Below are 25,454 nucleotides of genomic sequence, written 5' to 3'. Positions count from 1 at the left end.
AGCATCTTACAGTGCAAAGCGCTGCACTGTAAGACAAAAGCAGAAAATTTTAGCGGTTAAATTGGACTTTATCGACCAATAAGTTGGCGGCTTTACGGTGACGTGCAATATCGCTTAAACGAATTGAATCAATATTCAATTTGCCAAAACTAGCGATAATCGGGTCAATTTTCACTCCAGGTTTGACAGGGTATTCAAAGCCGTTTTGTGCGTAGATGGCTTGTGCATGATCTGAAGCTAAAAACTCGAGCAGTTGTACAGCTTCTTTACGGTTTGGTGCATGTTTAGAAACCACTGCACCCGATACGTTTACATGCGTTCCACCATTTTTAAAACGTGGTAACACAACATTAATCGCATTGCCCCAGCGCTTTTGTTCCGCATCACCTGTACGCATCGTGCCGACATAATAGGTGTTGGCAACGCCAATATCACAAATTTTACCTAAAATATCACGTGCTACATCACGGTCACCACCGCTGGCTGGGCGAGCTAAATTGGCTTTCACACCACGCAACCAAGTTTCGGCTTGTTTTTCACCATGATGGGCAATATACGCTGCAATTAAAGCGGTGTTATATGGATGATTGCCCGAACGAATACAGATTTTATTTTTCCATTTTGGATTGGCTAAATCTTCATAAGTAATCGCATTTAATGGTGTACGGTCTTTAGAGGCGTAGACTGCACGTGCACGCATCGATAAAGCATACCAATGACCATTGGCAGCACGTAAATTGGCAGGAATTGCACTATTTAAGGTTTTAGAACTCACGCGCTGAGTTAGACCACTTTCAACCAAATCAACCAAATTGCCAAAATCTACAGTCAACATAACGTCGGCAGGCGAGCGACGGCCTTCTGCTTTCACACGTTCTAATAAACCATCTTTAATAAAAACCGTATTCACTTTTACCCCAGTTTTTTGGGTAAATTCAGTCAATAAAGTTTGAATGAGCACAGGTTCACGTGTGGTGTATAAATTGACTTCCGCTGCTTGTGCGACACTTGCACCAAATGCAAGTAGACCTGTAACAAGCAATGATAGTTTCGACAATGGTTTCATACAGTATTCCTAATTAAAAAATTTAAATTGAAATCTAAACCTGAATCGCGGTCTGAGAAGAAGGCGGTGTGGTGGCTGATTGCTCATCAGAAGCCAAGTAATAACAGCTGTTTAAATCGACAGAAACATAGACCTGATCAGTAGGTTGAATATCTTGAAGGTGGTTCACTTGTGCCAAAAGAGTGAGATCGTGATCGCGTAGTTTTAGACGCAGTTGTTGCGCATGGCCCATAAAACTTGATGACACAATGCTTGCTGGCAATGCATTTTCACTTGGTGTTTGGCTGAGGCGCAATTGATGCGGACGGAAGCAGCAAACGATTGAGTCTTGAGCGTTTACATGTTCTGGTAAATCAATCTTGCCAAATACAGTGTGAATTTCTTGCTGCTTGATGCGCGTTGGAATTTCATTCAACGAAGAAAAATATCGTGCAGCAAACAACGTTTTCGGCTGTAAATAAAGTTGTTTCGGTGAACCAATTTGAATAATTTGCCCTTGATGCATCAAAATAATTTGATCGGCAATTTGCAATGCTTCTTCTGGGTCATGTGTCACGATAACCGTAGTCGTTGCAGTTTGTTTGAGGAGTTGAATGGTATTTTGACGAATTTGATCACGCAGACGATGATCCAAATTTGAAAAAGGTTCATCCATCAACAAAACTTGCGGTTCTGGTGCTAAGGCACGTGCTAAGGCAACGCGTTGTTGTTCGCCGCCCGAAAGTGTATATGGATAGCTGTCTTGATGATGCAACATGGAAACATGCGCTAAAGCTTGTTTGGCAATGGTTTCCCGCTGCGCTTTGGGAAATTTCTTTAAGCCAAACATAACATTGTCTAACACACTTAAATGTGGGAAAAGTGCATAATCCTGAAACACTAAACCAATATTGCGTGCTTCCGCAGGAATCTGTGCTTGCTCACTCCACAAGGTATTTTGTTCCAGTTGGATTGTGCCGCTGCTTGGTGTTTCCAAGCCTGCAATCAGACGTAGCATTGTGGTTTTGCCGCAGCCTGAATGACCTAATAAACACACAATTTGTCCACTCATCGCTGACCATGTTGCTTGTTGCACTGCAAAACGCGAACCAAACTTTTTACTGAGCTGTTGGATCGTCAAGACATTGGCAGGTTGAGCAGCGTACGCATTCATAGTTTATTCACACGACAAATTTTGTGCTCAAATGATAACTAAGAACTCTTCTCATGTAGAGTCTTTTTATCATTTAGAATGTAAATGATGTAGTTTTTGCTACAAAAAGTTGAAATATCAACTGAAAACAATAGGTTGGAATTTAAATTATTTTAAGTGCAGCACTTTATTTATGGGCTATTAAAAGGGGGGCTTAAAAGCAAAAAGTTACTGCCGAAGCAATAACTTTTTAATTTTTAGAAATCTGTACTATGCGTACTATGCAAATTAAGGTTTTTTCGCATTAAGCACTCTAAATAAAATGTACATCAAGACCACCCATACAGGAATCATAATGACTGATTCTTTAAAGCCTTGTGTCCACATAATATAAAGTACCACTGCAATAAACGCTAAAACCAAATAGTTGCTAAATGGTGACCATAGCGCAGGGAACTTAGTTGGAATCGCTAATTTTTTCAGTGTGCTGGTAAATTTAAGGTGAGTCAAACTGATCATCGCCCAGTTTAAAACCAATGCACCCACAACAATATACATGAGGTGGCTTAAAGCTTCTTCGGGTACAAAGTAGTTCAACAATACACAGCCGAAAATTAATACCGCAGAGAATAATACTGCTGGAATTGGCACACCTTGTTTATTCACTTTTAGGAAAATTTTTGGTGCGTTACCTTGTTTGGCCAAACCAAACAGCATACGGCTGTTGGCATACATCCCACTGTTATACACAGAAAGTGCCGCAGTCAAAATCACGAAATTCAGTAAGTGCGCTGCCCATTCAATGCCCATTTGACTAAAAATCATTACGAATGGACTTTTATCTAAACCACCTAAATCTAACTGATTCCAAGGCACTAAAGACAATAGAATGGTGAGTGAACCGATATAGAAAATTAGAATACGGAACACCACTTGGTTAATGGCTTTAGGAATGGTTTTTTCAGGATCTTGCGCTTCTGCGGCAGCCATACCAATCAACTCAATGCCGCCAAAGGCAAACATGAGGAATGCAAGCATGAAGAACAGACCTTCAAAGCCATTCGGGAAGAACCCCCCATGCGCCCAAAGGTTGCTGAATGATGCGGTTGAATTGGCATCTGCAGAAAGTAAGAGATATAAACCAAACACAATCATCGAAACCACAGCAGCGACTTTAATGATTGCTAGCCAGAATTCTGACTCACCATAGAACTTTACATTGCCCAAGTTAATAATGGTAATCACAATGAAAAAGAACAGTGCCGAAGTCCAAGCAGGAATATGCGGCCACCAGTAGTTAATATATTTGGCAACTGCGGTGAGTTCTGCCATTGCCACCAAAATATACAAAATCCAGTAGTTCCAACCTGCTAAAAAGCCAGGGAATTTACCTGCATATTTATAGGCAAAGTGACTGAATGATCCTGCAACGGGCTCATGAACAATCATTTCCCCCAATTGGCGCATAATTAAAAATGCAATAAGACCACCAATGGCGTAACCCAAAATAATAGAAGGGCCAGCAGATTGGATGACCTGCGCGGAACCTAAGAATAAGCCTGTACCAATTGCTCCACCCATGGCAATCAATTGAATATGGCGGTTCTTTAAGCCACGCTGAAGTTGTGAAGACTCGTTGTTCAAAGTATTCAGCCCGACAAGGAAAAAGTGACAAGATTGTAATAGATCAAATTTCATTAGCCTAGTAGCTAGACAATAATGAAATAAATTTATGATAAATATTAAAATATTTTATGGTTTTTATTTGTATAAAAGATAAGTGAATCAATATATTAATTTTATTTTTGCCTTATAAATCAAGATGACTGGTTAGGGTAAAATTTACCAAATGTTGTTTTTTTATACTTAAGTCAAGACCGCGATACCTTTTGAATAAAAACCGTTATGATGCAAAAGGGTCTTTTTATATGGCCATAACAATCAAAAAACAAGGGAATAAAATTCATGCGTTTTGCACCACAAGTTAAAATTCCAGCGACTTATATGCGCGGCGGTACCAGTAAAGGCGTATTTTTTAAACTTGATGATTTACCTGCAGCGGCACAGCAGCCAGGCAAAATTAGAGATCAAATTTTATTACGTGTGATTGGCAGTCCAGACCCTTATGCCAAACAAATTGATGGAATGGGCGGTGCAAGCTCAAGTACCAGTAAAACCGTAATTTTAGCCAAAAGCACTCAACCCGATCACGATGTCGATTATTTGTTTGGGCAAGTTTCGATTGATCAGCCATTTGTCGATTGGAGTGGCAACTGCGGTAACTTAACAGCTGCAGTCGGTGCATTTGCGATCAGCAATGGCTTGGTTGATGCCAGTAAAATTCCACAAAACGGCATTTGTACCGTACGTATTTGGCAGAAAAATATTGAAAAAACCATTATTGCGCATGTTCCAATGACGCATGGTCAGGTGCAGGAAACGGGTGATTTTGAGTTGGATGGCGTGACTTTTCCTGCCGCAGAAGTACAAATTGAATTCTTAGACCCTGCCGATGATGGCGAAGAAGGTGGGGCGATGTTCCCAACTGGAAATGTGGTGGACACTTTGCATGTGCCAGATATTGGAACATTCCAAGCGACCTTTATTAATGCGGGTATTCCAACAATTTTCCTAAATGCAGAAGAAATTGGTTATACAGGCACAGAACTGCAAGATGCAATCAATGGTGATGCACAAGCTTTGGCACGTTTTGAAACCATTCGCGCTTATGGTGCTAAACAAATGGGTTTGATTCAGGAAATTGCTGAAGCTGAAAAACGCCAACATACGCCAAAAATTGCCTTTGTTTCTGCGCCAAAAAGTTATGTATCTTCAAGTGGTAAACAAATTCAGGCTGAAGATACCGATTTATTGGTACGTGCATTGTCGATGGGTAAATTACACCATGCCATGATGGGTACAGCAGCAGTCGCGATTGGTACAGCTGCAGCCATTCCGGGAACATTGGTCAACTTGGCTGCGGGCGGGGGAGAGCGTGAAGCAGTGCGCTTTGGACATCCATCAGGTACGCTTCGTGTGGGTGCGCAAGCCGTGCAGGAAAATGGACAATGGCAAGTCAAAAAAGCTGTGATGAGCCGTAGTGCACGTGTATTAATGGAAGGTTGGGTGCGTGTACCTGCGGAAACATTAGAATAAGTTTTGCTTCGAACAGATTTGGGGTTTGTTGACATTTCATAAATGGCTTGCGCTGTAGGCTAAAACTGAGCAGATCAGGCATGAAACGCAGGGAATAGTGGGTCTATTGCCAAGTTTCATAACGCAATCTGAGAAAGTTTTAGCCACAGCCTTTCAGGACAAGCATATTTTTTGCTGCTATTGCGTTATGTGCCAGTCATTTAGAATGACTAAATTTCCTGTCCCATGCCTTATATCAGCTAAAAAATATGCGTTGTCGCAAACATAGATGAAGTGTCAACAGACCCTAATTAACTACATATAGCCTCTATTTCGATAGGGGCTTTCTTATGGCTGAAATGTTATATCAGTTCAGTTAAGGCTTAAAAAACTTTGAATTACAGGTACAATGCTGCAACACAGGCAGCTTACTGCTTATTAGACATGAACCAACCACTCGAGGCGAATGTGTCATCACTTCACGATTTACAGGCGCATGCATTAACCGCAGCCCAACAACGTATTCAGCAAGACTTGCTTACCGCTTTAGAGGCTTTTGCATTGCCAGAACCGTTAAAGTCTGCCGTGCATCATGCCGTCATGTTGGGTGGAAAACGTGTTCGCCCTGCCTTGTGTTATGCCACCGCAGCATTAAGACCGAATCAAAACTCTGCTGCGGTACGCCGTGCTGCAGTTGCGATTGAGCTGATTCATTGCTATTCATTGGCACATGATGACTTGCCGTGTATGGACAATGACTTGTTGCGTCGTGGGCAACCGACGTGCCATGCAGCGTATGGTGAAGATACAGCATTGTTGGCAGGCGACATTTTACAGTCGATGGCATTTGAAATTTTAGGCAGTCGTTTGTTTGATCAGGCTGTTGCAGTAGATCAAGGCATTGTGCTCAAACAGATGCAAATTTTAGCCACCGCTTCTTCAAAAATGGTCTGTGGTCAGGTTTTAGACTTGCAGTCTGAAGGTAAACAGGTAGATCAGGCGACTTTGGAAAATATCCACCGTAATAAAACAGGGGCGTTAATTTCTGCAGCGGTGATGATGGCCGCTGTGACCGTGTTTGATGGACGAGATAAAGCGATTCCGCAATTGCGTGAATATGCGCAGGCGATTGGTTTAGCCTTTCAGGTACAAGACGATATTTTAGATATTATTTCGGATACTGAAGTACTAGGTAAAACTGCAGGGAAAGATGAACAAGTTGAAAAATCGACCTATCCTGCACTCATGGGCTTGGAAAAAGCACAAGCTTATGCACAAGAATTGCACGATCAAGCCTTTGCTGCGTTGGCATATTTTAAAACTGATACCGTCTTAGAGTTACAGCAAATTTCCGAGTTTTTATTGTCACGTAAAAGCTAAATTATTCTAGATGGAGGGCTTGTGGCTCTCAATACTCAAAAGCGAGCAGATGCTCGCTTTTTTGTGCTTTATGAAAGTGTTAGCTGTTTTAAGCGACACACTTTAATGCAGATTCTATACGGCTTTATTCTTGTAGCGTTGCATCAGGTGGTAAAATTGCTTTGCCTTGTTTTAAGCTGTCTAAAGCCTCGCGGTTAAAATCTACCAACAAAGAATTATTTTGTGGATCAATCGCATAACGGCTAATTAATTTTTGATCGCCTTGTAAGGTTTCAAGGCGGTATTCATCTGCAATATTCATAATGCCGTCTAAATTAATGGTGGCAGATGCTTTGTCTTGGCGAAATAACTCGTAAATATCACGCAGGTCAAAAATTGCATTTTGTGCGTCAGGATGTTTTTCAAAATAATTTTGCAAATGACGAATAAATAATTGCGCAAACATAAAGTAATTTGGTTTGTGGGTATAGTCTAAGCTCATGTGTTTACTCCTTATTATTCAAATTTTTAATGCTTACTAGGAATAGCACACTCTGGGTGAAAAATTAAAGAAACTCAGGGTCTAAGTTGCAAAAACTACACAAAATTTTGTGCGGCTTAAACTAAGCTGAAACCTGAAGTTGCGATGATCTCTCTATAAATTTAAAAACTTTGCAACGAACCGCTCAATTGGTGTTTTGGAAAAAATAATCACAACTGACTTATCTATTTGTTAAAGCGATTAAGAGCCCTACGGAGTAGTGGAATTCTAAAATATCAAGTATTTGAATAAAAAATCATCCGAAAGACTAAGACTTATGAACTAGCAAGTGAAATCATAAATCAGGTACAATTGGCGTGATTAATTTTGTGTTTGGTGTATTTGAAGGCCAATACATACATTCTTTGTTAATAAATAGGCCTGCCAGGAGTTATCCCCGCATGAGTGCCATTACTCCATACGAATGGGCAATTATTGCCTTCGTGATCGGCGTTACATTTTTATGCGTCTTTATGCTGACCGTTCCTTTACTCCTTGGGGGTAAATCATGGGGGCGTGCGAAGCAAGAGCAGTTTGAGTCGGGTGTTGTAGGTGCTGGTGGAGCACGTATCCGCTTATCTGCAAAGTTCTATTTGGTTGCAATTTTCTTCGTTGTTTTCGACTTAGAAGCACTTTATCTATACGCATGGGCAGCTTCTGTTCGTGAAGTAGGTTGGGTGGGCTTTGCAACGGCTGCTGTATTTATTTTAGTTTTACTCGTTGGCTTAATTTATGAATTATCAACTGGTGCGCTGAACTGGGCTCCATCTGATAAGCGTAAAGCAGCAGGGATTAAACCTAAAATTGGTTCGCCAAATATGGATCTTGCAGAAATCACACGCTTTAACTCAATTGAAGAATTGGTAACGGACCCTACCGGTCAAATTCCAGCTCAATCCTCTGGTCGTGTAAAAAAATCTGCGACTACCTCATCTGACAAGGAGTAACTCGGGATGAAATATACCTTAACCCGTGCGAATCCCGATGCTGATCAATATCCACTTCAAGAGCGTCAGATCGTAACCGATCCGCTTGAAGAAGAAGTGAATAAAAATGTGTTCATGACTCGTTTAGAGGACTTGGCACATACAGCAGTAAACTGGGGACGTAAGAACTCAGTTTGGCCGTTTAACTTTGGTACATCGTGCTGCTACGTAGAGTATGCAACTACCTTAACAGGTGTGCATGACTTGTCACGTTTTGGTGCAGAAGTTATTCGTGCTTCACCGCGTCAGGCAGACTTGATGATTGTTGCAGGTACGTGTTTTGTGAAAATGGCACCTGTAATTCAACGTTTGTACGAGCAAATGCTTGAGCCTAAGTGGGTAATCTCAATGGGCGCATGTGCAAACTCAGGTGGTATGTACGACATTTATTCAGTTGTGCAAGGTGTGGATAAAATCATTCCTGTGGATGTGTACATTCCGGGTTGCCCACCACGTCCTGAAGCATTAATCCAAGCATTGATGTTATTACAAGACCAAATTCAATTAGAGCGTCGTCCGTTGTCTGCGGTGATTGGTGATGATCTTAAGCCAGTATATAAGCCGAAGATGATGCCAGAACGTGACCGTAAGAATGCGCAGCGTATTGCGGTGAAAAACTTACGCTCTATGGATGAAATTAAATAATTTAAACGTACAAATATTGATGCACCCGACGGGTGTAGTTGTCGTTTAGGTTGACTGAATTTGTATTAAATAGGAAGCCAAGCCAATGGCTGAAACTGACATTGCTATGCCAGAATCAACAGCAGTTGATTCACGCCCAGCATTTGCAATTGTAGAAGAGCTTAAAACCAAATTTGGTGAGAACTTCTATGTGCAAACGACTTTTGAAGATTTTCCAACAGTCTGGGTTGAGCGCGCACGTGTACAAGAAGTTTTAATGTTCTTGCGTACAGTGTCACGTCCATACGTGATGTTGTTCGACTTGTCTGCGGTAGATGAGCGTTTGCGTACTCACCGCGATGGTCTACCTGCGTCTGACTTTACTGTGTTCTATCACTTGTTATCGCTAGAGCGTAACACGGACATTCGTATTAAAGTTGCGTTGAATGAGAGTGATCTCAATATTCCAACAGCAACCAACATTTGGCCAAATGCCAACTGGTACGAGCGTGAAGCTTACGATATGTTTGGTATCAACTTCGAAGGGCATCCAATGCTTCGTCGTATCTTGTTGCCAACATATTGGGAAGGTCATCCGTTACGCAAAGAGTATTCTGCACGTGCAACGGAATATACACCGTATATGCAGAACCAAGCCAAACAAGACTTCGAGCAAGAACACCTTCGCTTTGTGCCTGAAGATTGGGGCTTAAAGCGCGGTAATAAAGACGAAGACTTCATGTTCCTGAACTTGGGTCCTAACCACCCATCTGCGCACGGTGCGTTCCGTGTAATTTTGCAGTTGGATGGTGAAGAAGTGAAAGACTGTGTGCCAGATATCGGCTATCACCACCGTGGTGTGGAAAAGATGGCTGAGCGTCAAACTTGGCATTCATTCATTCCTTATACAGACCGTGTGGACTACTTGGGTGGTTGTGCGCAAAACATGCCGTATGTCATGGGTGTGGAACAACTGGCAGGCATTACTGTGCCAGACCGCGCACAATGTATCCGTGTCATGATGTCGGAATTGTTCCGTATCAATAACCACTTATTGTTCATTGGTACTGCAATTCAGGATGCGGGCGGTATGACCCCTGTATTCTATATGTTCGCAGACCGTCAAAAAATCTACGATGCGATTGAAGCTATTACGGGTTACCGTATGCATCCAGCATGGTTCCGTATCGGTGGTACCGCACACGACTTACCAAACAACTGGCAACACCTGATTCGTGAAATCTTAGAGTGGATGCCAAAACGTATGAACGAATACTACACTGCGGCATTACGCAACTCGGTATTCATGGGTCGTACGCAAGGTGTAGCGCAGTATGATGCGAAATCTGCCTTGGCTTGGGGTGTGACAGGTACTGGTTTACGTGCAACAGGTATCGACTTTGACGTGCGTAAATACCGTCCATACAGTGGTTATGAAAACTATGACTTCGAAGTACCTGTAGAGTACGAAGGCGATGCTTACGCTCGTGTACTGGTTCACTTCCGTGAAATCGAAGAGTCATTGAAAATCATCAAACAATGTCTAGATAACATGCCATCTGGTCCATATAAAGCAGACCATCCATTGGCTGTTCCACCACCAAAAGACAAGACATTACAAGATATTGAAACCCTGATTACGCACTTCTTAAGCGTGTCTTGGGGTCCTGTAATGCCTGCTGGTGAAGCATCTGTAATGGCAGAAGTGGTGAAAGGTGCATCGAACTACTACTTGACTTCAGATAAGTCAACGATGAGTTACCGTACCCGTATTCGTACACCAACTTTCACGCATTTACAGCAAATGCCTTCTGTGATTAACGGCAGTCTGGTATCTGACTTAATCATTTATTTAGCGACCATTGACGTCGTAATGGCAGACGTGGATCGCTAAGGGGTAAACGCATTATGATGATTTTGACTGATAAAAAGCCACGTGTGAATGTTGAAGGGATTTTGACTGCGGAAGAAATCCATGAAATTGAACATCACATTGGTCATTATCCGTACCCACGTGCAGCATCTTTAGATGCCTTGAAGTGTGTACAGCGCCGTAATGGCTGGGTAGATGATGCGCAGTTAAATGCGATTGCACAGCTTCTAACCATCAGCGTTGCTGATTTAGAAGGTGTCGCAACATTCTATAACCGTATTTATCGCCAGCCTGTAGGTCGTCACGTGATTTTATTGTGTGACTCGATTGCATGCTTTTTGATGGGTGCAGAAACACTTGCAGAAGCATTCCAGCGTGAATTAGGCATTCAGTTTGGTCAAACGACTGCAGATGGTCGTTTCACGTTATTGCCAATTTGCTGTTTAGGAAATTGCGATAAGGGTCCAACCTTGATGATTGATGAAGATACTCACGGTTTAGTTGAGGTGACATCGGTGCAACAGTTATTGGAGAAGTATGTATGAATACCGAACCAAGACCAATTTATGGTGACGGTAACCCAGAAACGCATCCATTAACTTGGCGTTTAAGCAAGCAAGAGCACGTGCGTAATGCAGATGATTACGAAGCACTAGAAGGCTATGCAGGCTTTAAGAAAGCGATTTCTATGCCGCCTAAAGATGTGCTTGAAGTCATTAAAGCTGCGACAGTGAAAGGTCGTGGTGGTGCAGGCTTCCCAGCAGGGATCAAATGGTCACTGATGGCACCAAACGACAATTCAGGTCCACGTTACCTGATTTGTAATGCCGATGAGATGGAACCGGGTACTTTCAAAGACCGTTTGTTGATGGAAAAACTTCCACACCAACTGATTGAAGGTATGCTGATTGCTGCGTACACGCTTGAAGCAACCCACGGCTATATCTTTATTCGTGGCGAATACATCGAAGCTGCACAGTACTTAAATGAAGCGATTGAGCAAATTCGTGCCAAAGGTTATTTGGGCGAAAACATTTTAGGTACTAACTGGGGCTTTGAACTATACGTGCACACGGGCGCAGGTCGTTATATCTGTGGTGAAGAAACCGCATTGATTAACTCGCTTGAAGGTCGTCGTGCTAACCCACGTACTAAACCACCATTCCCGCAAGTTGCAGGGGCATGGGGTCGTCCAACGATTGTCAACAACGTAGAAACCTATAACAACTTACCTGCAATCATGTTGCGTGGTGCAGAGTGGTATATCGGTTTATCTGCAGGTAAATCGAAAGACCCTGGCACAAAAATTTACGGTGCTTCTGGTAAGGTGAAATTCCCAGGTCTATGGGAGCTTCCATTTGGTACGACTGCACGTGAAGTAATTGAAGACTATGCGGGTGGCATGCGTGATGGCTTGAAGCTAAAAGCATGGTTACCGGGTGGTGCATCTACCGACTTCTTGGCAGCAGAACACATTGACTTGCCTATGGATGCAGAAAGCATCATGAAGGCAGGTTCACGTTTAGGCACGTGTTTGCTTATGGTGGTCGATGAAACCCAATGTATGGTTTCTGCAACCCGTAACTTAGAAGAATTCTTTGCGCGCGAATCATGTGGTTTCTGTACCCCATGTCGTGATGGTTTACCGTGGGCTGTAAAAGCACTCAAAGCAATTGAAAATGGCGAAGGGAAAGAAGAAGACATTCAACATCTTCAAGAACTCACCAAAAAATTGTGGATTGGTAAGACCTTCTGTGCTCACGCACCAGGTGCGATGGAGCCATTAATGGGCGCACTCAAATATTTCCGTGGCGAGTTTGAAGCAAAAGTGGCAAATAGCCGTCCTGCTGCTCAAGCTAGCAACGTAGAACAAGCTTAAGGAATTCGACTATGGCTACAATTCATGTCGATGGAAAATCGTACGAAGTCAATGGCTCGGAAAACTTGCTGCAAGCATGTTTGAGCCTTGGGATCGACATTCCGTACTTTTGTTGGCATCCATCCTTAGGTTCTGTCGGTTCTTGCCGTCAATGTGCCGTGACCCAATATGCGAACCCTGAAGATACTCGTGGTCGCTTGGTGATGTCATGTATGACACCTGCTGCTGACAATACCTATATCTCGATTGAAGACAAGGAAGCAACTGAGTTCCGTGCTTCAATTGTAGAGTTCTTGATGACCAACCACCCACACGACTGTCCAGTCTGTGAAGAAGGTGGTCACTGTCATTTACAAGATATGACTGTAATGACACAGCACGATCGTCGTCGTTACCGCTTTACTAAACGTACTCACTATAACCAAGAGCTTGGTTCGTTCATCGCGCATGAAATGAACCGTTGTATCGCGTGTTATCGTTGCGTGCGTTACTACAAAGACTATGCAGGCGGTACAGACTTTGGTGTCTATGCCAACGCATCACGTGTTTACTTTGGTCGTCCTGAATCGGGTACTTTGGAATCTGAATTCTCAGGTAACTTGACTGAAGTCTGTCCAACAGGTGTATTCACCGACAAAACTCACTCTGCGCGTTATAACCGTAAGTGGGACATGCAGTATGCGCCTAGCGTATGCCAAGGCTGTTCTTCAGGTTGTAACATCTCTCCGGGTGAGCGTTATGGCGAATTGCGTCGTGTAGAAAACCGCTTTAACGGTGAAGTCAACCAATACTTCCTATGCGATAAAGGTCGTTTCGGTACAGGTTACGTGAACCGTGAAGATCGTCCACGTCAGCCACAGTTCCGTAACGGTGCGAGCGTAGAAACCGTTTCTGTAGATACTGCTCTTGATACGATTATTGCCAAAGTTCAAGGCAAAAAAGTTTTGGGTATTGGTTCACCGCGTGCATCGCTTGAATCAAACTTTGCTTTGCGTGAGTTGGTTGGCCAAGACAACTACTCAACAGGTTTATCGCAAAAAGAGCAAAACTTGGTTGAACTTGCAGCTTCAATCATGCAAACCGAAGGGATTTACAACCCGGGTATGCGTGAAATTGAAGACTACGATGCTGTGTTAATTTTGGGTGAAGATTTAACCCAAACTGCACCACGTATGGCGTTGTCTGTTCGTCAAGCGGCGAAAAACAAAGCCAAAGAAATGGCGGCAGAGCGTCGTACGCCAGATTGGTTGGCTGAACCTGTGCAACGTATTGCGCAAGATGCAAAATCACCAATTTACATTTTGGCTGCAACGCAAACTCGTTTAGCTGATGTCGCAACAGGTGAAGTGGTTGCTTCTCCAAATGATATCGCACGTTTAGGTTTTGCCATTGCTGCTGCGGTTGCAGGTGACGTGATCACAGGTTTAGATGACGATGCGAAAGCATTTGCACAAACCATTGCTGACACGTTAAAAGCTGCGAAAAAACCATTGGTGATTTCAGGTACAAGCTTACTAGACGCTGCCATTATGGAAGCGGCTGCACAAGTGGCACAAAACTTGGGTGAAAACGCAGGTTTAAGCTTAACTGTGCCAGAAGTGAACTCAATGGGCTTGGCTATATTTGGTGGGCAAAGCTTAGAGCAAGCATTTGCACAAGATTATGATGCTGTGATTGTGGTTGAAAATGACTTATATCGTCGTTTACCTGCAGTACAAGTCGATGCAGCTTTAGCGAAAGCACAAGATGTCATCGTGCTAGATCATGCTGAAACCGCAACTGTGCAAAAAGCCAATATCGTACTTTCTGCAGCAAGCTTCGCGGAAGGTGATGGTACGGTGGTGAGTCAGGAAGGTCGTGCACAACGCTTCTTCCAAGTTTATGACCCAAGCTACTACAAACCTGAATTGGCGATTAAAGAATCTTGGCGCTGGTTACACGCACTTGAAACAGGCTTAAAAGGCAAAGCAATTGCTTGGACTGTTTTAGATGACGTGATTGAATCTGTAGTGAAGAATGTTCCAGCACTTGAAGCAATTCAAGATGTTGCACCAGATGCAGGTTTCCGTGTACATGGCTTAAAAGTTGCGCGTGAACCACGTCGTTACTCAGGTCGTACCGCTATGCGTGCACCGTTATCCATTCACGAACCAAAACAACCTGTCGATGTAGATTCAGCATTAACATTCTCTATGGAAGGTTATGTGGGTAATCAAACGCCAGCGGCACTTGTACCATTTGCTTGGTCTGCAGGTTGGAACTCGCCACAAGCTTGGAACAAATTCCAAGACAACGTGGGTGGTCACTTAAAAGGTGGTGACGCAGGTATTCGTTTATTCGACCGTTTGGCGAAACGTCCTGCACGTAGCTATGTTGCACCTGCACCAGTACTTGCAAATCCAGACAGCTTCCGTTTAATTCCAATGCATCACATTTTTGCATCGGGGGAATTTACGGTGAAAACTCCTGCAATGGAATCACGTATTCCTGAAGCAGTATTTGCTGTAGGTACGCAGGATGCGCAGCGTTTGAATCTACAAGATGGTCAAACAATTACTGTACAAGCAGGCGAAACATCTATCGTGTTGCCAGTACAAGTGATTGAATATTTACCTACAGGTTATATTGGCTACCCAATTGGTCTTGCACCAACGGTATCTCTTGCAGAGCCTGTTTCAGTCGCGGTAGGAGTGTAATTCATGCAACAAGAATTAATCCGTCAGACGCCGCTGTGGGCTGAGAACTGGCCAATTGCCTATTCAGTCATTCAAGCGATTGTCATCTTACTGGTTGTGGTATTGATTGCTGCACTCATGTCTTTTATTGAGCGTCGTTTACTGGGCTTATGGCAAGACCGTTATGGTCCGAACCGTGTAGGTCCAGGCGGTATGTTCCAGATTGTTGCCGACATGCTGAAAATCATGTTCAAAGAAGACTGGACACCAAAATTTGCCGACAAACTTACGTTCCGTATGGCACCAGCAGTTGCAATGGCAACTGCGGTACTGTCGTTCATGGTTATTCCTGTATCACCTTATTTAGGTGTGGCAGACATGAGCATTGGCCTGTTGTTCTTTATGGCAATGGCAGGTATCGCAGTGTATGCGGTGTTATTCGGTGGTTGGTCATCAAATAACAAATACGCCTTGCTTGGTGGTTTACGTTCAGCCGCGCAAACCATTTCTTATGAAGTGTTCTTGGGTATTTCACTCATGGGTGTGGTTGCTATTGCAGGCTCATTCAACATGCGTGAAATTGTTGAAGCGCAACGTGATGTTTGGTTTGTGATTCCACAATTCTTAGGTTTCTTGATTTTCGTGGTTGCAGGCGTTGCGGTAACTCACCGTCACCCATTTGACCAACCAGAAGCAGAACAAGAATTGGCTGAAGGTTATCACGTCGAATATGGCGGTATGAAGTGGGGGATGTTCTTCGTTGCAGAATATGTCAACGTGGTACTGATCTCTGCGCTTATCGTGACTCTATTCTTCGGTGGATGGCTAGCGCCGTTTAACCTTGAAATTCCATTCATTCCAGCAGCTTTCTGGTTCATTATCAAAACAGCATTCTTTGTGATGATGTTTGTCTTGGCTCGTGGTTCTTTAATGCGTCCGCGTTATGACCAAGTGATGAACTTTGGTTGGAAAATTTGCTTGCCATTGGCGCTTGTTAACCTTTTGGTAACTGGTGCTGTGATTCTTATGAATCATTCGGCCTAAGACAGCAGGGAGAACAATATGTTTAAGTTTCTAGCTGGGTTTGGGTCAATTGTACGTTCACTGTGGATGGTTTTCTCGCACGTGACACGTAAACGTGACACCATTTTGTATCCGGAAGTACCAGCCGAAGAAATTGTACCTCCACGCTTCCGTGGTCGTATTGTGTTAACACGCGATCCAGATGGCGAAGAGCGTTGTGTAGCATGTAACCTCTGTGCAGTTGCTTGTCCAGTAGGTTGTATTTCACTGCAAAAAGCAGAACAGGAAGATGGTCGTTGGTACCCAGAGTTTTTCCGTATCAACTTCTCACGCTGTATTTTCTGCGGTATGTGTGAAGAAGCATGTCCAACGACTGCAATTCAGTTAACACCTGACTTTGAGTTAGGTGAATATGTGCGTCAAGACTTGGTGTATGAGAAAGAACACTTACTCATTTCAGGTCCTGGTAAATATCCTGACTACAACTTCTACCGTGTAACGGGTATGGCTGTTACAGGTAAAGACAAAGGTCAAGCGCAACGTGAAAGCGCACCTATTGATGTACGGAGTCTATTACCATGATGTGGCCGTTTTACTTGATGGCACTCGTGGCCATTGTTTCTACGGTTCGTGTAGTGACTAACGCGAACCCAGTACATGCTTTATTAAGCTTGATCGTGTCATTACTTGCGGTTGCAGGCATGTTCATGATCGTGGGTGCACCATTTGCTGGTGCCTTAGAAATCATTGTTTATGCGGGTGCGATCATGGTCTTGTTCGTATTCGTGGTGATGATGCTCAACCTTGGTCAGCAAACTGTTGAGCAAGAGCGTAAATGGTTGACTTCATCAACTTGGGCATACCCAGCTTTGATGAGCTTCCTAATTGGTTTGGTTTTAGTGTGGTCATTAAGCTCAGACTACACTGCACCAAGCGCGCTTATGGGCACCGAAATGGTGGGTCCAAAAGCAGTGGGTCAAGCACTCTTTACTCAGTACTTATTGTTGGTTGAAGTTGCCGCAATGTTATTACTTGCAGCTTTGGTTGCAGGCTTCCACATCGGTAAACGTGAACCAAGTGCAGAAGAGGAAAAAGAATAATGGGCAACATCCCTTTAGAACATGGTTTGATTGTCGCGACCATTCTTTTTGCACTCGGTTTTTACGGTGTGATGGTGCGACGCAACCTACTATTTATTTTAATGGGCCTTGAAATCATGATGAACGCTGCGGCATTGGCGTTTGTCTTGGCTGGTAGTGCATGGGTACAACCAGATGGTCAGATCATGTTTATCTTGATCTTGACACTTGCTGCGGCAGAGGCGTGTATCGGTCTTGCGATCGTCCTTCAGTTCTATCATCGCTTCCATCATTTGGATGTGGATGCTGCTAGTGAGATGCGCGGATGAGTTATTTATATCTAACAGTATTGTTTCCGCTCATTGGTTTTATCCTTTTAGCGGCAGGGCGTAACAACTTACCTGAAAAAGTTGCTGCGATTATTGGCGTAGGTTCAGTGGGTCTGTCTGCATTATTTGCGCTAATTGCAGGCATGGACTTTGTGAACAACGGTTCGGTTGCAACGACTCAACATTTATGGACTTGGTTCAATGTGGGTGGTTTTGCACCTGCGTTTAGCTTGCACTTAGACGGTTTATCTTTGCTCATGCTGGGCATGATTACAGGCGTGGGTTTCTTAATTCACATCTTTGCATCATGGTATATGCGTGGTGAAGAAGACTTTGCACGTTTCTTCTCTTACTTCAACTTGTTCGTTGCGAGCATGTTGTTGTTGGTACTTGGCGATAACTTGGCGTTATTGTTCCTAGGTTGGGAAGGTGTAGGTTTGTGCTCTTACTTGCTGATTGGTTATTACTACCAAAACCCTGCAAACGGTTTTGCAGCAATCAAAGCATTTACCGTAACACGTGTGGGTGACGTTTTCCTACTGATCGCGTTGTTCTTGTTGTATCAACAATTTGGTACGTTGAACACACAATACATCGTAGAAAATGCAGCCAATGTAATGACTCAAAGCTCGTCGATCACCATTTGGACAGCGTTAATGTTGTTCTTGGGTGCTGCGGGTAAATCTGCACAAATTCCGTTGCAAACTTGGTTAGCCGATGCGATGGCAGGTCCTACACCTGTATCTGCATTAATCCACGCTGCAACCATGGTAACTGCGGGTGTTTACTTATGCTGCCGTATGTTCAGCGTATTTGAACTTGCACCTGAAGTGATGTTATTCATTTCAATTACAGGTGCTGTGACCTTGCTAGTTGCTGGTTTTGCAGCATTGGTTCAAACCGACATCAAACGTATTTTGGCTTACTCAACTATGAGTCAGCTGGGTTATATGTTTATGGCAGTTGGTGCAGAAGCATACCAAGCGGGTCTATTCCACATGTTAACTCACGCATTCTTCAAGGCATTATTATTCTTGTCTTCTGGTGCGGTGATTTTGGCTTACCATCACGAACAAAACATTTTCAAAATGGGTGGCTTGTTCTACAAGAACAAATTCCTATTTGCATGTTTCGCAATTGGTGGCGGTGCATTGGCAGCGATTCCATTCTTGACCATTGGTTTCTTCTCAAAAGACGCTATTTTGGCAGCAGTTTGGACGCAAAGTCATATCGCAGGTATTCCGCTATATAACACCTTATATTGGGTGGGTGTAGCAGGTGCATTCTTAACGTCAATTTATACATTCCGCTTAATTTGGGTTGTATTCTTTGGTAAAGAAAACACACCGTATCACGAGATCAAAGGCGCAACTTACTGGTTCCCATTGGCAGTGCTTGCAGTACTTTCAACTGGTTTAGCGATTGTATTAAAAGCACCAGTGATGAGCATTCTTGATGCTGCAAAAATCCCAGCATTTGTGATTCCTGAAGCATTAGAAGCAGGCGCACATGGTGCAGAGTATGTTGCAATTGGTGTGGCTTTGGCTGGTTTAGCAGTAGGTGTGGTGTTATTTGCCTTTGCTTACAATGCTGTAAAAGGTTTTGCGCAAACTTCATTGGGCGCAGGCCTTGCCAACATTTGCCGTAATGCACTTGGTTTCGATGCGTTGTATGACATCGTATTTGTAAAACCATTCTTGCTGATTGCCAAACTATTAGGTCGTGATCCAGTTGATGGTATGTGGTTGGTACTGCCTGCACTGGTGAAAGGTGGTCATAGCTTCACAAGTTCACGTCAAACAGGTTCATTGCGTGAGTACGCATCAAGTATGGCACTTGGTGTGGTGGTCTTACTAATGATCTTGATCGTGATTCAGGTCGTGGGGAAATAAGATGGATACTCCAAACAATTTAATTCTACCCGCGCTGATCCTTGTTCCGTTCATTGCAGGTTTTATTTGCTGGTTGGTCGATAAACTCGACGATAAATTACCGCGTTACATTGCTTTAGTGGGTATGCTCGTTACTTTGGGCTTAACTGTCGCATTGTGGCAAGGAGCTAGCTATAACTATGAATTAGGCGCTCAAGTTCCAACTTGGTCGGCTGAATTTATGTTGCCTTGGATTCAAACCCTAGGCATCAACATTCACTTAGCGGTGGATGGCTTATCTTTACTCATGGTGGGTTTAACCGCATTACTGGGTATTTTAGCGGTAGGCTGTTCATTTGGTGAAATTCAAAAGAACGTTGGTTTCTTCCACCTTAACCTTTTATGGTCTTTGGGTGGGGTAATTGGTGTATTCCTTGCGATTGACTTGTTCCTGTTCTTCTTCTTCTGGGAGATGATGCTTGTACCAATCTACTTCCTGATTGCGTTATGGGGTCATAAAGGTTCAAATGGTCGTTCACGTGTTTACGCTGCAACCAAATTCTTTATCTACACGCAAGTTGCTGGTTTAATCATGTTGATTGGTATCTTAGGTCTAGTGATCTATGGATACATGATGTCAGGTACTATTTCATTCAACTACAACTATTTATTGGCTGTAGCGAATACACTTGACGCACAATTACCAGCAGTCGCTTATGCCTTCATGATCTGTTTATTCATCGGTTTTGCGGTAAAACTTCCAGTTTTCCCATTACACGGTTGGTTACCAGATGCACACGCACAAGCGCCTACAGCGGGTTCTGTCGACCTTGCAGGTATTTTGATTAAAACTGCGGCATACGGTTTATTACGTTTCGTGATTCCATTCTTCCCAGCGGCTTCTGCTCAGTTTGCAGACATCGCCATTATTTTGGGTTTAATTGGGGTGTTCTACGGCGCGTGGTGTGCTTTCCAGCAAACCGATATGAAGCGTTTACTTGCCTATACCTCAATTTCGCACATGGGCTTCGTATTACTTGCAATTTATGCAGGTAATATCCTGACTTACCAAGGCTTAATGATCATGATGTTGGCACATGGCTTGTCATCTGCTGCATTGTTCATTATGTGTGGTCAAATTTACGAGCGCGTACATACACGTGACATGCGTTTAATGGGCGGTATTCGTGGTCAATTCCAATACCTTTCATTCTTCCTGATGTTCTTTGTGGCTGCGTTAGTCGGTATTCCTGGTTTAGGTAACTTTATTGGTGAATTCCTGATTTTGATGGGTTCATTTGAACAGTTCCCAGCCTTCACAATTATTGCGGCAATCAGCTTAGTTTTTGCAGGTGTTTACGGTTTAATCCTGATTCACAAAGCTTTGTTTGGTGTACCAAATGAAGAGCAAAAACAGCACTATGCAAATCCGTTAAAAGATTTAAATGCACGTGAAGTTGTGATTCTTTCAATTTGTGCGCTGGGTCTAGTATGGCTTGGTCTGTATCCACAAACCTTCCTTGATATTTCAAATTCAAGTATGGCGTGGTTAGCAAATAGCTACATCCCAGTTCAAGAAGTAGTTGAAGTTACGCAAGAAGTAACAGCTCAACTCGAAAATGTGGAGATCCAATAAGCCATGAACTTCACAATGTCATTTTCTGAGCTTATGCCTTTAGCTCCTGTGATGATCGTGGCTTTAACTGCGATTATCGTGATGATCCTTACTGCAATTAAGCGTAACCATAACTTAATTGCTACAGCATCAGTGGTGGGCTTGAACCTCGCTGCTGCTTACCTTTTACTCATGATGTTTGGCGGGAATTTTGCTCCTGCCAGCGTGATGGGCATGTTTATGATTGATCCGTTCACCTTGTTATATCAACTGGTGATTCTGATCGCTGCATTGGCATGTTCTACTTTGTCACATGCGTATATTGAAACGTATAAAGACAACCGCGAAGAACTCTACATCTTAATGTTGTGTTCAGTGGCGGGCGCTATGTTGATGGTGTCAAGTTCGCACTATGCATCGTTCTTCATTAGCCTTGAATTAATGTCAATTCCTTTGTATGGCTTATTGGCATATACCCACCAGCGTTCTAAATCTTTAGAAGCGGGCGTGAAGTACTTGGTATTGTCTGCAACTGCTTCAGCAATGTTGCTTATGGGTATGGCGTACATTTATGCATACACAGGTTCATTGTCGTTCTATGACTCTGTGCAAGCATTAATGCAAAATATCCAACAGCCATTGGTGATTTTAGGTTTAGGCTTAATTATCTTTGCGGTGGCATTTAAACTATCTTTGGCACCATTCCACAAATGGACACCAGACGTTTATGACGGTGCACCTGCACCAATCGCAACTTTCCTTGCGACTGTAGCGAAAGTAGCAACCATTGGTGTATTTGTGCGTTACATGTTGGGTTCAGGTGCAATCCTGATTGACTCGATTGTGACCATCATGACCATTATTGCTGTGCTTTCAATTTTGCTGGGTAACTTCCTTGCTGTACGTCAAGTGAACTTGAAACGTATTTTAGCTTACTCATCAATTGCACACTTCGGTTATTTGATGATTGGTTTAATCAGCATGACTTATGCAAGCTTGGGCAATGTCAGCGTTTATGTGATTACTTATGTCTTAACCACTATTGGTGCGTTTGGTGCAGTCGCATTAATGTCTAGCCCGTATAACAACGTAGCTGAAGCAGAAAGCTTGGCTGACTACCGTGGTTTGTTCTGGCGTCGTCCAGTATTGACTGCTGTCTTAACCGTGATGATGCTTTCTCTTGCGGGTATTCCACTCACTGCAGGCTTCATTGGTAAGTTCTTGGTAGTGATGGCTGCGGTCACGACTCAGCACTGGTTCTTAGCTGCGATGATCATCGTAGGTTCAGGTATTGGTTTGTACTACTACTTGCGCGTTATGGTGGTGATGTATATGACACCGCCAGACGAACCAAAAATGGATGCTGTCGATCATTGGGGTCAAAAAGTGGGCGGTATTATGGTATTGGCTGCAGCTTTAGCGGTATTGGTGATTGGTGTTTATCCAGACCCAATTATCAAAATTGCACTTGAAGCTGAAATTTTGTCACCAATCCATTTCATGCTGTCACAGCAATAATTTGAAAGAAGTTTAACTTTCAGTCAAAAAGCCTTCATAAATTGAAGGCTTTTTGGTTTATATACACAATAAAAACAGCATATAATAAAATGATATTTGCTTTTCTTTCCTTTTAGGTGTTCTCCCGTGGCTATTCATGAAATCCGACATCCGCTTATTCGTCATAAATTAGGGCTATTACGTCGTGCTGATATCAGCACCAAAAACTTCCGTGAATTGGCACAAGAAGTGACCATGCTGCTGACTTATGAGGCGACTAAAGATTTGCCAGTGGTCGAGCACGAAATTGCGGGTTGGAATGGTGCAGTCACTGTAGACCGTATTGCGGGTAAAAAAATTACGGTTGTGCCAATTTTACGTGCAGGTATTGGCATGTTAGATGGTTTCTTGAACCTGATTCCAAGTGCTAAAGTGTCTGTACTTGGCTTGGAACGCGATGAAGAAACTTTAGAAGCGCGTACTTACTACAAAAAATTAGTACCAGATGTACAAAATCGTATCGCGATGATTATTGACCCTATGCTTGCCACAGGTTCATCTTTAGTGGCAGCAATTGATTTGCTCAAAGCCAGTGGTTGTAAAGACATCCGTGTGATGGTTTTGGTTGCAGCGCCAGAAGGCATTCAACGTGTAGAAGCCGCGCATCCAGATGTGGTGATCTTTACTGCATCGGTTGATGAAGGTTTAAACCAAGATGGTTATATTGTGCCTGGCCTGGGTGATGCAGGCGATAAAATTTTTGGTTCAGTCCAAAAAGATTAAGCTGAATGTTGGTAAAAAAGAGGCATTAACTGTCTCTTTTTTATATACTCACATATAGTGCAGCTCGTAAAAGGTTAAGCCATGAAATCTGAACAATATCAAGGGAAAATCAAACAATACAATGCCGAAAAAGGCTATGGATTTATTGTCGCACCTGAAGGTGAAGTGTTTTTCCATATCTCGGATTTTTCTGCGGCTGAAGGCGATCCAAAGCGCAATGATCGGGTTAAATTTAATGTGGTTCAAAATGGTGATCGTTATAAAGCCATTAATATTGAACCTGTAGAAGATAAATCCAAAAAAGCGAAAAAGGCCAAAGCGGTTGCTGCGAATACGTCGATTACGTCTGCATTGTTATCAAACTTAAAGCGTTAGTTTTAAATGTTTTCATGCACAGAAAAGAGGCATTCTCGCCTCTTTTTTTGTACAATAATCAAAAATTAACGTGAAAAGAGTAATTTATGTTTTTAGAAGGGAAAATAAAAACTTATAACGAAGAACGAGGCTTTGGTTTTATTCAAATAGAAGGAGAGCCTAAAGATTTATTTTTTCATATTAAAGATTTTCCCAATAAAAATATTCCACTAAAAGTGGGAGAAAATCTAAAATTTCGTAAAGTAGAAGAAAATGGCAAGTTCAAAGCAGATAATATTGTCCGTCTAGATATTAAGGTTGCAGTCGAAAGGCATACACCTCAATCAAGGGCAATTCATACGACAAAGCAGAATCATAAAAGACAGCAGAAGTCTGAAAATAACTCATCCAATTTTGTGACTTATATGGGTATATTGATTATATTCGGCTTGGCTTATGCAGTATTTAATAAGTACCAAGCTTGGCAAAATAGTCAGCCTGAAGCTTTATCAGTACAAAAAGTAGTAGAAGTTCCTGTTGTTGAACAGAACTTTACTTGTGATGGGCGTGAGCACTGTAGTCAAATGACGTCTTACGAAGAAGCATTATTCTTTATACGAAATTGTCCAAATACTAAAATGGACGGTGATGGTGACGGCATACCGTGTGAGAGTCAGTTTAATCGCTAAAAAAAGAGTACCATCATCGGTACTCTTTTATAAACTATTTCGCGTCGCAAAACTTCATAAATGCCTTTAAGCCAGGCCCTTGGTATTTCTGACGATGCACCAACATGAATAACGGGCGCGTCAGTTGCCAGAAAGGTGTATCTAAAATCACCAATTGACCTTTTTCTAGTAAAGGTTCAATCGCCAATCGTGAAATACACGACATACCAATCCCACCTGCGACAATTTTTAAAATCGCTTCGTTATGACCCAAAGTTAAACGAATATTGGCATCAGGCAGGTCTTTTAAAATTGCATTGTCAAACACTTCACGGGTACCTGAACCTTCTTCACGTAAAATCCACTCGGCATCTTCAAAATCTGCAATGCTTAAAGCACGGTTTAACTGCGCTAGAGGATGACTTGGCGCACAGCACACTGCAAGTTCATCATCACGCCAATGAATACATTGGAGTTGGGGTAAGTGACAAGAACCTTCAATCAGTGCTAAATCTAGCTGAAATTGGTTTACAGCTTCAATCATTTGGCGGGTATTGCCCACTTGTAACTGTAAATGCGCCTGCGGCTGAATTTGCAAAAAGTCTGCCATTAAATCAGGCATCAAATAGTCACTAATGGTGAGAGTTGCGCCTAAACGCAAATCGATGCTTTGCAGCTCACCTTTAGCGGCTTGCTCAAATGCTTCACAACGACCCAAAATTTCTAAGGCTTGTGGCAATAAAAAACGACCCAAATCATTTAGTTGTAGACGCTTACCCAAACGGTCAAACAGTGGAGCACCCAAGCCATCTTCCAAATCTGCTAAGGCCATGCTTGCAGCACTTTGGGTGAGCTTAACGGCATCACTGGCTTTGGTTACTGTCCCTTCTTGGGCAACTGCTACAAAAACCGCCAACTGGCGTAAAGTCATGCGCATGAATCAAGCCTTAACATTTAAAAATATT

The 25,454-nt window shown here is 42.9% G+C and carries 23 protein-coding genes; 18 read left to right on the top strand and 5 right to left on the bottom strand.

Annotated features, from left to right (window positions below):
• Positions 1-49 precede the first annotated feature (49 nt).
• The 3 genes from FTU92_RS05530 to FTU92_RS05520 form a co-directional block, all read right to left on the bottom strand.
• Positions 50-1,066: an extracellular solute-binding protein gene (locus FTU92_RS05530; protein ID WP_004975434.1), complete on the bottom strand. Its 1,017-nt coding sequence runs from the start codon at positions 1,064-1,066 to the stop codon at positions 50-52.
• A 34-nt stretch (positions 1,067-1,100) separates the two neighbouring features.
• A complete protein-coding gene (locus FTU92_RS05525; protein WP_180095820.1) occupies positions 1,101-2,219 on the bottom strand; it encodes an ABC transporter ATP-binding protein in 1,119 nt (372 codons plus the stop codon).
• 267 nt (positions 2,220-2,486) lie between these two features.
• On the bottom strand, positions 2,487-3,842 hold the full coding sequence (locus tag FTU92_RS05520) for an amino acid permease (protein ID WP_171287414.1): 1,356 nt from the start codon (positions 3,840-3,842) through the stop codon (positions 2,487-2,489).
• Between the two features lie 321 nt (positions 3,843-4,163).
• Between FTU92_RS05520 and prpF the strand changes: the two genes are divergently transcribed.
• A complete protein-coding gene (gene prpF / locus FTU92_RS05515; RefSeq protein WP_180006239.1) occupies positions 4,164-5,354 on the top strand; it encodes a 2-methylaconitate cis-trans isomerase PrpF in 1,191 nt (396 codons plus the stop codon).
• A 423-nt stretch (positions 5,355-5,777) separates the two neighbouring features.
• Complete coding sequence (locus FTU92_RS05510; protein ID WP_178866902.1) at positions 5,778-6,713, top strand: polyprenyl synthetase family protein; 936 nt, start codon at positions 5,778-5,780, stop codon at positions 6,711-6,713.
• Positions 6,714-6,837: 124 nt separating this feature from the next.
• Here the strand turns inward: FTU92_RS05510 and FTU92_RS05505 are convergent, their stop codons facing one another.
• Entirely contained in the window at positions 6,838-7,194 is a 357-nt protein-coding gene (locus FTU92_RS05505) for a hypothetical protein (protein ID WP_096901797.1), read from the bottom strand.
• Between the two features lie 440 nt (positions 7,195-7,634).
• On the opposite strand from FTU92_RS05505, the gene ndhC reads away from it, so the two are divergent.
• From ndhC to FTU92_RS05425, 16 genes are all read left to right on the top strand, one after another.
• Positions 7,635-8,180 carry an NADH-quinone oxidoreductase subunit A gene (gene ndhC, locus FTU92_RS05500; RefSeq protein WP_004975445.1) on the top strand — a complete coding sequence of 182 codons (546 nt, stop codon included), beginning with the start codon at positions 7,635-7,637 and terminating at the stop codon, positions 8,178-8,180.
• Between the two features lie 6 nt (positions 8,181-8,186).
• Complete coding sequence (locus FTU92_RS05495) at positions 8,187-8,864, top strand: NADH-quinone oxidoreductase subunit B family protein (RefSeq protein ID WP_004975447.1); 678 nt, start codon at positions 8,187-8,189, stop codon at positions 8,862-8,864.
• Between the two features lie 85 nt (positions 8,865-8,949).
• Positions 8,950-10,737, top strand: a complete 1,788-nt coding sequence (gene nuoC, locus FTU92_RS05490) for an NADH-quinone oxidoreductase subunit C/D (RefSeq protein ID WP_004975450.1) — start codon at positions 8,950-8,952, stop codon at positions 10,735-10,737.
• Between the two features lie 14 nt (positions 10,738-10,751).
• Positions 10,752-11,261, top strand: a complete 510-nt coding sequence (nuoE, locus tag FTU92_RS05485) for an NADH-quinone oxidoreductase subunit NuoE (protein WP_004975451.1) — start codon at positions 10,752-10,754, stop codon at positions 11,259-11,261.
• A complete protein-coding gene (gene nuoF, locus FTU92_RS05480; protein WP_004975453.1) occupies positions 11,258-12,595 on the top strand; it encodes an NADH-quinone oxidoreductase subunit NuoF in 1,338 nt (445 codons plus the stop codon). Before nuoE ends, nuoF begins: the two co-directional genes overlap by 4 nt.
• A gap of 11 nt (positions 12,596-12,606) precedes the next feature.
• Positions 12,607-15,291 (top strand): NADH-quinone oxidoreductase subunit NuoG, encoded by a 2,685-nt coding sequence (nuoG, locus tag FTU92_RS05475; protein WP_180095818.1) that lies wholly within the window; start codon positions 12,607-12,609, stop codon positions 15,289-15,291.
• A gap of 3 nt (positions 15,292-15,294) precedes the next feature.
• Positions 15,295-16,314 (top strand): NADH-quinone oxidoreductase subunit NuoH, encoded by a 1,020-nt coding sequence (gene nuoH, locus FTU92_RS05470; protein ID WP_004975457.1) that lies wholly within the window; start codon positions 15,295-15,297, stop codon positions 16,312-16,314.
• An 18-nt stretch (positions 16,315-16,332) separates the two neighbouring features.
• Positions 16,333-16,875, top strand: a complete 543-nt coding sequence (nuoI, locus tag FTU92_RS05465; RefSeq protein ID WP_004975460.1) for an NADH-quinone oxidoreductase subunit NuoI — start codon at positions 16,333-16,335, stop codon at positions 16,873-16,875.
• A complete protein-coding gene (gene nuoJ, locus FTU92_RS05460) occupies positions 16,875-17,393 on the top strand; it encodes an NADH-quinone oxidoreductase subunit J (protein WP_171062597.1) in 519 nt (172 codons plus the stop codon). The genes nuoI and nuoJ overlap by 1 nt, the downstream gene beginning before the upstream one ends.
• Entirely contained in the window at positions 17,393-17,701 is a 309-nt protein-coding gene (gene nuoK / locus FTU92_RS05455; RefSeq protein WP_004975463.1) for an NADH-quinone oxidoreductase subunit NuoK, read from the top strand. Before nuoJ ends, nuoK begins: the two co-directional genes overlap by 1 nt.
• Positions 17,698-19,593: an NADH-quinone oxidoreductase subunit L gene (gene nuoL / locus FTU92_RS05450; RefSeq protein ID WP_096901802.1), complete on the top strand. Its 1,896-nt coding sequence runs from the start codon at positions 17,698-17,700 to the stop codon at positions 19,591-19,593. The genes nuoK and nuoL overlap by 4 nt, the downstream gene beginning before the upstream one ends.
• 1 nt (position 19,594) lies before the next feature.
• Complete coding sequence (gene nuoM / locus FTU92_RS05445; RefSeq protein ID WP_004975471.1) at positions 19,595-21,208, top strand: NADH-quinone oxidoreductase subunit M; 1,614 nt, start codon at positions 19,595-19,597, stop codon at positions 21,206-21,208.
• A 3-nt stretch (positions 21,209-21,211) separates the two neighbouring features.
• Positions 21,212-22,705: an NADH-quinone oxidoreductase subunit NuoN gene (gene nuoN, locus FTU92_RS05440; protein ID WP_180095815.1), complete on the top strand. Its 1,494-nt coding sequence runs from the start codon at positions 21,212-21,214 to the stop codon at positions 22,703-22,705.
• 126 nt (positions 22,706-22,831) lie between these two features.
• Positions 22,832-23,467: a uracil phosphoribosyltransferase gene (gene upp, locus FTU92_RS05435; RefSeq protein ID WP_019836328.1), complete on the top strand. Its 636-nt coding sequence runs from the start codon at positions 22,832-22,834 to the stop codon at positions 23,465-23,467.
• Between the two features lie 81 nt (positions 23,468-23,548).
• Positions 23,549-23,842 (top strand): cold-shock protein, encoded by a 294-nt coding sequence (locus tag FTU92_RS05430; protein WP_180095813.1) that lies wholly within the window; start codon positions 23,549-23,551, stop codon positions 23,840-23,842.
• Positions 23,843-23,928: 86 nt separating this feature from the next.
• Entirely contained in the window at positions 23,929-24,510 is a 582-nt protein-coding gene (locus FTU92_RS05425) for a cold shock domain-containing protein (protein WP_179994129.1), read from the top strand.
• Positions 24,511-24,544: 34 nt separating this feature from the next.
• Here FTU92_RS05425 and gigC read toward each other — a convergent pair whose 3' ends face one another.
• On the bottom strand, positions 24,545-25,426 hold the full coding sequence (gigC, locus tag FTU92_RS05420; RefSeq protein WP_004975482.1) for a LysR family transcriptional regulator GigC: 882 nt from the start codon (positions 25,424-25,426) through the stop codon (positions 24,545-24,547).
• Between the last annotated feature and the right edge of the window lie 28 nt (positions 25,427-25,454).

The sequence above is a fragment of the Acinetobacter sp. YH12205 genome (genome assembly GCF_013418125.1).
Lineage (GTDB): Bacteria > Pseudomonadota > Gammaproteobacteria > Pseudomonadales > Moraxellaceae > Acinetobacter > Acinetobacter towneri.
This window is presented reverse-complemented; position numbering and strand designations above follow the sequence as displayed.